8 protein-coding genes and 1 pseudogene are annotated in these 8,185 nt (G+C 72.3%); 5 read left to right on the top strand and 4 right to left on the bottom strand.

Annotation, left to right across the window (positions count from 1 at the left end):
* Positions 1 to 889 (bottom strand): LacI family DNA-binding transcriptional regulator (locus VR45_RS35950; protein WP_045944126.1); only part of this gene is annotated, 889 nt, incomplete at its 3' end.
* 327 nt (positions 890 to 1,216) lie between these two features.
* Here VR45_RS35950 and VR45_RS35945 point away from each other — a divergent pair.
* The 5 genes and pseudogenes from VR45_RS35945 (at position 1,217) to VR45_RS43015 (ending at position 6,558) form a co-directional block, all read left to right on the top strand.
* On the top strand, positions 1,217 to 2,146 hold the full coding sequence (locus tag VR45_RS35945; protein ID WP_045944121.1) for a sugar ABC transporter permease: 930 nt from the start codon (positions 1,217 to 1,219) through the stop codon (positions 2,144 to 2,146).
* Positions 2,147 to 2,150: 4 nt separating this feature from the next.
* The gene (locus VR45_RS35940) at positions 2,151 to 3,176 is read left to right on the top strand and encodes a carbohydrate ABC transporter permease (protein ID WP_078897254.1); all 1,026 of its coding nucleotides are present in this window, start codon (positions 2,151 to 2,153) and stop codon (positions 3,174 to 3,176) included.
* A gap of 96 nt (positions 3,177 to 3,272) precedes the next feature.
* Positions 3,273 to 4,603, top strand: a pseudogene (locus VR45_RS35935) (sugar ABC transporter substrate-binding protein).
* Between the two features lie 194 nt (positions 4,604 to 4,797).
* Complete coding sequence (locus VR45_RS35930) at positions 4,798 to 5,235, top strand: glutaredoxin domain-containing protein (protein ID WP_045944120.1); 438 nt, start codon at positions 4,798 to 4,800, stop codon at positions 5,233 to 5,235.
* 432 nt (positions 5,236 to 5,667) lie between these two features.
* Positions 5,668 to 6,558, top strand: a complete 891-nt coding sequence (locus VR45_RS43015; RefSeq protein WP_052709638.1) for an ABC transporter ATP-binding protein — start codon at positions 5,668 to 5,670, stop codon at positions 6,556 to 6,558.
* A 50-nt stretch (positions 6,559 to 6,608) separates the two neighbouring features.
* Here VR45_RS43015 and VR45_RS35920 read toward each other — a convergent pair whose 3' ends face one another.
* The 3 genes from VR45_RS35920 to VR45_RS35910 form a co-directional block, all read right to left on the bottom strand.
* A complete protein-coding gene (locus VR45_RS35920) occupies positions 6,609 to 6,887 on the bottom strand; it encodes a dsRBD fold-containing protein (RefSeq protein WP_078897250.1) in 279 nt (92 codons plus the stop codon).
* Between the two features lie 263 nt (positions 6,888 to 7,150).
* Positions 7,151 to 7,684, bottom strand: a complete 534-nt coding sequence (locus VR45_RS35915; protein ID WP_045944119.1) for a flavodoxin domain-containing protein — start codon at positions 7,682 to 7,684, stop codon at positions 7,151 to 7,153.
* Between the two features lie 125 nt (positions 7,685 to 7,809).
* Positions 7,810 to 8,061: a DUF1918 domain-containing protein gene (locus tag VR45_RS35910; protein ID WP_078897248.1), complete on the bottom strand. Its 252-nt coding sequence runs from the start codon at positions 8,059 to 8,061 to the stop codon at positions 7,810 to 7,812.
* Positions 8,062 to 8,185: the final 124 nt, after the last annotated feature.

Genomic DNA, 8,185 nt, shown 5'->3' with positions numbered 1-8,185 from the left:
CCGCGTCCACGCACAACTTGCCCACCCGGGCGAAGTCCTGACGCATCGTCGTCAGCGGCGGAATGAAGGAGGCCGCCTCGGCGATGTCGTCGAAGCCGACGACGCTCACGTCCTCCGGGACCCGCAGGCCCCGCTCGTGGAAGGCCCGCAGCACACCCAGGGCCATCTGGTCGTTGGCGACGAACACGGCGGTGCAGTCGGCCTCCTCGGCGAGCCGCAGCCCCGCCTCGTACCCGGACTCGGGCGTCCAGTCACCGCGCTGCGCCGGCGGCACCCGTCGTCCCTCCTCGCGCAGCACCGCCTGCCAGGCGTCCGACCGGCGGTCCGCGGCGAAGGACTCCGCCGGGCCCGACACGTGCCAGACCGTCTCGTGCCCGAGGTCGAGCAGGTGCTGCACGGCGGTGCGGGCTCCCTGCCGCTGGTCGGTGTCGACGACGGGGAAGCGCCCGGTGGCGTCGGAGTCGACCACGACCACCTTGACGTGCGGAGGGAGGGTCGGTGCGGTCGTGTCGAGCAGGTGCACCTCCATGATGAGGACGACGGCGTCGACGGCCAGCTCGTCGAGCCGGGTGAAGGCGCCGCGGACGTTGTCCTGGGTCGGGGCGTCGAGGGGGATCAGCGTGACGGCGTAGCCGGCGTGGGCGGCCGAGCCCGCGATGGCCTCCAGGGTCCGGACGTTGCCGGTGCTGGACAGGCCCATGGTGATCACGCCGATCGCCCGGAACTCCCCGCGCTTGAGGGCGCGGGCGGCGCTGTTGGGCCGGTAGCCGAGCTCCTTCATGGCGTCGAGGACCTTCTGGCGGGTGCTGTCGATGACGGCCGGGTCGCCGTTGGAGACGCGCGAGACCGTCTGCGAGGAGACCCCGGCGAGGGCGGCGACGTCCGCCATCGAGACGCGTCGGGCCCGGCCCCGGCCGCCGGGTGCCCGGCCGACCTCCGCGGCGGCCGTGCGGCCTGCCTTCGGCCCGGATCCCGCGCCTCCCGGGCGCGCGTCGTCCGACCGGTCGCTCGCATGCTTGCCCGTCACCGGATTCCTCTCGTTCGTCGCTGCTTCGTGCTTGACGCTCCTCATCGGGAGTGCCACGATCGCCACACCGATGATTACGTAAACATCCTTCGTTGGCCAGTCGCCACGGAGCCGTTCACCGGTCCCCGGGCGCTCGCCACCCGTCCTCCGCCACCGCACTTCCAGGTCACCGATGCAAGGACCCCCGCCATGACGCTCCTCTCGACGCGCGCGACGGAAGCACCACCCCCGCGCCGACCACGTCCCCGCCTCCGGCTGCGCAAGGAGGCCCTCGTGGGCTGGGGCTTCGCCGGCCCGTTCGTCGCGGTGTTCGGCCTCGTCTTCCTCGCCCCGATCGGGTACGCGCTGTACCTGAGCCTCTTCAAGGACCGGCTCATCGGGGGCACCTCCTTCGTGGGCCTCGACAACTACGGCGAGGCGCTCGCCGACACCCGCTTCTGGGAGGGCCTGGCCAGGGTAGGACTCTTCCTCCTGGTCCAGGTGCCCGTGATGCTGGGTGCCGCGCTGCTGGTCGCGCTCGCGATCGACAGCGGCCGACTCTACGGCAGGACCTTCTTCCGGGTCGCGGTCTTCCTCCCGTACGCCGTCCCCGCCGTCGTCGCCAGCCTGATCTGGGGCTTCATGTACGGCACCCGCTTCGGCCTGGTCGGGAACATCAACGACGCCCTCGGGGTCACCCTGCCCGACCCGCTCTCGCCGTCCCTGGTCCTCGCCTCCATCGGCAACATCGTGACCTGGGAGTTCGTCGGCTACAACATGCTGATCTTCTACTCGGCCCTCAAGGTCGTCCCCCGCTCGCTCTACGAGGCGGCGGCGATCGACGGTGCGGGGGAGTGGCGGGTGATCCTCTCCGTCAAACTGCCGGCCATCCGCAGCGCCCTGGTGATCGCGACGATCTTCTCGATCATCGGCAGCTTCCAGCTCTTCAACGAGCCCAGCATCCTCCAGAAGCTCGCCCCCAACGCGATCACCAGCGACTTCACCCCCAACCTCTACACCTACTCGCTGTCCTTCGCGGGCCAGCAGCACAACTACGCGGCCACTGTGGCCATCGTGATGGGCGTGATCACCGCGGTCATCGCCTACACCGTCCAGCTGCGCGGCATGCGGAAGGGCTGAGCCGATGACCACCCCTCCCGTCCCCGCCCCCACGTCCGCAGCGGCGGCCACCCCCGCCGCCTCCGCGTCCGTCCCCGCCGCCTCCGCGTCCGTCCCTGCCACCTCCGCGTCCGCCCTCGCCACCGTCGCCCCGTCGGCCGCCCGCTCCGCCCCGAAGCGCCGCCGGCGAAACCCCCGGACCCCGCTGAGCCCCCGCCCGAGCGTCCCGCTCACCCTGGTCACCGGACTGGTCCTGGTCTACACCCTGCTCCCGCTCGCCTGGCTGTTCATCAACGCGACCAAGGACCAGAAGGGGCTGCTGAACTCCTTCGGGCTCTGGTTCGCCGACGACGTCAACCTCTGGGACAACATCACCCGGACCCTCTCCTACGACGACGGCGCCTTCGTCCGCTGGCTGCTCAACACCCTGCTCTACGTGGTCGCCGGTGCGGGCGGCGCCACAGTCCTCGCCGTCCTCGGCGGCTACGCGCTCGCCAAGTTCGCCTTCCCGGGCCGCCGCGCGGTCTTCGCGGTCGTCATCGGAGCCGTGGCCGTGCCCGGCACCGCGCTGGCCGTGCCCACCTTCCTGATGTTCAGCAAGATGGGCCTGACCAACACCCCGTGGGCCGTCATCATCCCCTCCCTGATCTCCCCGTTCGGCCTCTACCTGATGTGGGTGTTCGCCGCCGAGGCCGTCCCCACCGAACTCCTGGAGGCCGCCCGGATCGACGGCTCGGGCGAGCTGCGCACCTTCTTCCGCATCGCCCTGCCGCTGCTCATGCCGGGGACGGTGACCGTGCTGCTGTTCTCGATGGTCGCGACCTGGAACAACTACTTCCTGCCGCTGATCATGATCAAGGACCCCGACTGGTACCCGCTCACCCTCGGGCTCAACGCCTGGAACGCCCAGGCGCAGACCGCCGGCGGCGAGCCCGTCTTCGATCTCATCATCACCGGTTCCCTGCTCACGATCGTCCCGATCGTGGCGGTGTTCCTGCTGCTCCAGCGGTACTGGCAGTCCGGCCTGGCCGCGGGCAGCGTCAAGGAGTGACCGCACCACCCGCACCGCTTCCTCTCCCACGCACCACCTGAACCACCCGCACCACCCCCTCTCCCACCCTCATCGTCAGGAGCTCCCCCCATGCGTATGAGCACTCCCGTCACCCGCAGACTGCTCGGCGCCGTCGCCGTGGTGTCCGCACTCGCCCTCGGCGCAACGGCCTGCGGTTCCGGCGGCACGGACGACGGCTCCGGCTCCGCGGGGCCGAAGGACGTCGCCGCCGCGCTGGAGAAGGGCGGCAAGGTGACGGTGTGGGCCTGGGAGCCCACGCTGAAGAAGGTCGCGGAGGACTTCGAGAAGAAGTACCCGAAGGTCGACGTGGAACTCGTCAACGCCGGGACCGGCGACAAGCAGTACACCGCCCTGCAGAACGCGATCGCGGCCGGCTCCGGTGCGCCCGACGTGGCCCAGATCGAGTACTACGCCCTCGGCCAGTTCGCGATCGGCAAGTCCGTCGAGAACCTCGCCCCGTACGGCGCCGACAAGCTCGCCGCAGGCTTCACCCCCGGCCCGTGGAACGCCGTCCACCGCGACGGGGCCGTCGACGCCCTGCCGATGGACTCCGGCCCCATGGCGCTCTTCTACAACAAGAAGGTCTTCGACCAGCACGGCATCGCCGTGCCGTCCACCTGGGACGAGTACGTGGACGCGGCCCGCGCCCTCCACAAGGCCGACCCCAAGATCTTCATCACCAACGACACCGGTGACGCGGGCTTCGCCACCAGCCTGATCTGGCAGGCCGGTGGCCGCCCCTACAAGACCAAGGGCACCGAGGTCACCGTCGACTTCGGCGACCAGGGCACCAGGACGTACGCCGGCACCTGGCAGAAGCTCCTCGACGAGAAGCTGGTCGCGCCGATCAGCTCCTGGAGCGACGCCTGGTACAAGGGCCTGGCCGACGGGACCGTCGCCACCCTGGCCATCGGCGCCTGGATGCCGGCCAACCTCGCCTCCGGCGTCGCGGCCGCCTCCGGCGACTGGCGGGTCGCCCCGCTGCCGCNGGCGGGACGGCGAGTGCGGAGAACGGCGGCAGCTCGCTGGCCGTGCCGAAGGCCGCCAAGAACAAGGAACTCGCCTACGCCTTCACCGAGTTCGCCACCACGGGCGAGGGCGCGAGCAGCCGGGTCGCCGCAGGAGCCTTCCCCGCGACCAAGGCCGACCTGGAGTCGCCGGCCTTCCTGGACACGGCATTCCCGTACTTCGGCGGGCAGCAGGCCAACCGGATCTTCGCCGACTCCGCCCGCAACGTCGGCACCGACTGGTCCTACCTGCCCTTCCAGGTGTACGCGAACTCGGTCTTCAACGACACCGTCGGCAAGGCGTACGTCTCCTCCACCACGCTCACGGCCGGCCTGAACGCCTGGCAGGAGACCAGCGTCAAGTACGGCAAGGACCAGGGGTTCACCGTCAACAAGTAGTCGTCGAGGCGTCAGCTGCCGCCCCGGCCCCGCACTGCCGGTCGATCCCGGCAGTGCGGGGCCGACGCCGTCCGGTACGCGGCGGGCGTCCCGTGTGCGGCCGCTCCGACGAGGGTCCCCGCGCGGCCCGACGAACCCGCTGGTGGGCGGCCCGGCCCGAGGAGCACGGCGACCCGTTGGTAGCCTGCACCACCGTGATGCGCCCATGGATCCTGCCGTTGCTGTTCGTGCTCTGCGGCTCATTCGTAGCCGCCGGGCTGGTCCTCTCCGGGAGCCCCGGCACGGCGGCAGGGCTCCTGGCGGCGTTCCTGGCGCTCGCCGGTGTGAACTCGCCCTTGATCTTTCCGAGGTCGGTGGGTGCGGCGGAGGCGCAGCGCCGCAGCGCGGTCGACGGCCGACCGGTGATCTACTGGCGGCCGGGCTGCAAGTACTGCATCCGGATGCGCGTCCGGCTGGGCCGCAGCGCCCACCGGCTGCACTGGGTCGACATCTGGCGCGACCCGGCGGGCGCCGCGGCGGTGCGGGCGGCCAACGACGGCAACGAGACCGTGCCGACCGTCGTTGTGGCTGGACGGCCCCGTACCAACCCCGAGGTCGAATGGGTGCGGGAACAGCTCTCCCGATCCAGGTGATCCACGGTGTCGTGCAGGACGGATCGCGGCCCCGGCTGTGCCGCGGGACGGAACGTCCTTGTGCGTCGCGATCCAGATGGTCCAGCGCGCGATGAACGACGGCAAGGAGGCCGAACTGACGATGCCGTTGCACCTTTACGGACACCGGTAGGCGCCGCGCGGCTTCCGGTCGGCCCCGGCCCCGGGCCGTCGGTCGACACCGGTCGACGTGTCACCCGGTGGGTGGACATGCCGCTGCGGCCCGTGGCCCGTGGCCCGTGGCCCGTCGCCCGGGACCCGCGGTCCGTGGGTGGGGACCGACCGGGCCTGCCGCACAGGGCCGTTCGGCCCCGTGCGCGCGTGCAGCATCCGCGCCAGGGTGGGAGCGGCATCCAGGTTCGCGGCGGCCCGGTGCGGGGACCACGGAGCCGCACTCACCACGGGAGGTGGAGCATGTCCGCTGACGGTACGGCGGTGATCGAGCTCAGATCGCTCACCAAACGGTACGGCCGCAGCCTCGGCGTCGACGGCCTGGACCTCGACGTCGGCCGGGGCGAGGTGTTCGGCTTGCTCGGGCCGCACGGCGCGGGGAAGACCACGACGCTGCGCTGTCTGGTGGGGCTGCTCCGGCCGAGTGCGGGCGCGGTCCGGGTCCTGGGTCTGGACCCGGTGGCGGACCACCGGCGGGTGGCGCCGTCGATCGGCTACCTCCCGGGAGAGCTGCGGCTCTACCCCGAGCTCACCGGACGGCAGACGCTCGACCTGCTGGCGGACCTCCAGGGCGCGCCCGCGCCCAGGCAGGCCGAGCTCTGCGACCGGCTGAGGCTGTCCCGCGCGGACCTGGACAAGCGGGTCGCCGCGTACTCGCGGGGCATGAAGCAGAAGCTCGGACTCGTCCAGGCCCTGCAGCACCGGCCGTCCCTCAGCGTGCTGCTGAACGCCGCAGCCACAGCGACGGTCGCGCTCGGCGTCACGTTCTCGCCGGACCTGCGGGCCGCCGTCCCGATCGGCGGGGTGCTTGCGGCAGGGCTGCTCGGGTGCGGCTTCACGCTCTGTCTGACCGGGCCCGTGCTGGCCGTTTCCGCCGCGGGCCGACGCCGGGCGTCCGTCGTGGGGGCCACCGTGGTCCTCGGCGCGGTCGGCTTCGCGCTCAACTTCGTCGGCCTCGCCTGGGAACCGGCCGCGCCACTGCGGTACCTGAGCCCCTTCCACTACTACACGCCCGGCGACGCCCTGGCCCGGGGCACCGTGCCGTGGGTCTCGCTCGCCGTCCTCTCCGTCGTAGGACTGACCGGGCTGGCGGCCGCGTTCGTCCTGCTGGAGCGCCGGGACCTGGCGGCCTGAGCGGGCGGACGGCGCGGGCCCCGTCCGGCGGCCGGGACTGCCGACGGTGCTCAGCCGCGGCCGGGAGGTTCGTTGGCGAAGGCATCGGTCCGGCCGGCGCGCAGCAGTTGCTGCCCGAGGTCGACCAGGGCCCGGGCGGCCGCGTACTCGTCGCCGATCTCCGGGACCGGGGGGTCATGGGGGTTGTGGTGGGACTCGGTGCGGCTGTGGAGGGTGTTGTCGCCGGTGTCGAGGACGGCGTGGACCTTGGTCACGTCACCCTCCTCGAAGAGGTCGAGCTGCAAGGTCCAGCGCTTGGTGCGCATCGGCGTCGTGGTGTGTGTGCTCATCACCGTTCCGTCCTTTCGGGCACGGGGTTCTCAGTAGGGCATCAGTAGGGCCTCGGACGGCCCGACGGGCTGCGCAGGTCCGGCGGGGGCCCGGGGCGAGGGCGGTCGGGGCGTCCGGCGATCCTGGTCCGGGACGGTGGCATGGTCCGGGACGGTGGCACCGACGTTTCCGGTCGTCCCCGCACGGCCTGCCTCCCACGGGTGGCGCCGGGCCGCCCCAACCGCCGGTCGGGGTTCCTGCTCCGGGTCTCCGCGAAGGGGCACTACAGGAGGGCGGCGCCCCAGGCGCGGGCCCGGTCCAGCTCGCCCGCGCGGAGCGGGCCGTCGAGGCCTTCCACGACGAAGCCCTCGGGCTCGGCGACGACGTCGTAGTGGTGGTGCTCCAGACGGTGGGCGATACCGGGCGCGGCGCCGCCGCTGCCCGCGCCGGTTCCGCGGGTGTCGAAGGCGGCCGCGTAGGTGCCGTGCTCGGTGTCGGGGAGGTGGCGGAACCAGGTCCGCAGGCCCTGGCCCTCGGCGGCCTCGTGGGCCTCCCGGGCCGCCTCCTCGTGCCCTTCGCGCTTGGCCTCCGCGCTGGCGGCCATCCGGCGGCTCACCCCGGAGGACATCCCGTGCATATGGGTGGGTCCGCCGACCACCAGCAGGTCCGCGGACCTGGTCAGCTCGGCGTCGGCCTCGGCCACCGGAAGGCAGTCGACGGCCGCGGAGGGGTCGGCCCGGTGGATACCGTCGGCGATGGCCTCGGCGATCTCCCGGGTGTTGCCGTACATGCTCTCGTACACGATCACGGTGTGCATGGCTGTCACCTCTCGTCGGTTCTCACCGCTCGTCACCATTAGCCTGGCCCGGTGGGCGAGGTCCGGGGGTGGGCCGTTCGGTCCGGGTCCGGGGCCGAAGGGCCCGCCGAGGACGGTGCGGTCCGTCAGTCGGCGAACGGGTGACGGCCGACCCCGGTGGGCCGGTCGTCCTCCTCGTGCCGGAAGTGGTGGATCTGCGCGTCCGGGCCCGGCAGGTACTCCGTCACCCGGCCGGTGTCCGACCAGCGCACGTCGTACGGCGGACTCCCGTCGGGGTGGTGCAGGCCGACGACCTCGCCGTCCCGTCGCGCCGCGCCCGGCCGGGTCCCGCGGACGATGATGCGGTCGCCGACCGCCGCTCTCGTGTCGCTGTTCATCCCGTCCTCCTCGGACGCGGTCGAAAGGTGCGGTTCCTCCCCCTCTCTCCATGGCACCACTTCCGGCGCCACCGGGCAGGGGGCCGACCGGCCCCGGTCGCGGGCCCGCCGGACCCTGGTACCC

It is taken from the genome of Streptomyces sp. NRRL S-495 (assembly GCF_000966955.1).
Classification (GTDB): Bacteria; Actinomycetota; Actinomycetes; order Streptomycetales; family Streptomycetaceae; genus Kitasatospora; species Kitasatospora purpeofusca.
The sequence above is the reverse complement of the archived record's forward strand: the minus strand, read 5'-3'. Positions and strand labels throughout refer to the sequence as shown.

What these genes read in the sequence shown, in the direction of transcription:
- VR45_RS35945 (WP_045944121.1), top strand. Translation starts at nt 1,217, where the DNA reads ATGACGCTCCTCTCGACGCGCGCGACGGAAGCACCACCCCCGCGCCGA.
- VR45_RS35940 (WP_078897254.1), top strand. Translation starts at nt 2,151, where the DNA reads ATGACCACCCCTCCCGTCCCCGCCCCCACGTCCGCAGCGGCGGCCACC.
- VR45_RS43015 (WP_052709638.1), top strand. Translation starts at nt 5,668, where the DNA reads ATGTCCGCTGACGGTACGGCGGTGATCGAGCTCAGATCGCTCACCAAA.
- VR45_RS35920 (WP_078897250.1), bottom strand. Translation starts at nt 6,887, where the DNA reads ATGAGCACACACACCACGACGCCGATGCGCACCAAGCGCTGGACCTTG.
- VR45_RS35915 (WP_045944119.1), bottom strand. Translation starts at nt 7,684, where the DNA reads ATGCACACCGTGATCGTGTACGAGAGCATGTACGGCAACACCCGGGAG.
- VR45_RS35910 (WP_078897248.1), bottom strand. Translation starts at nt 8,061, where the DNA reads ATGAACAGCGACACGAGAGCGGCGGTCGGCGACCGCATCATCGTCCGC.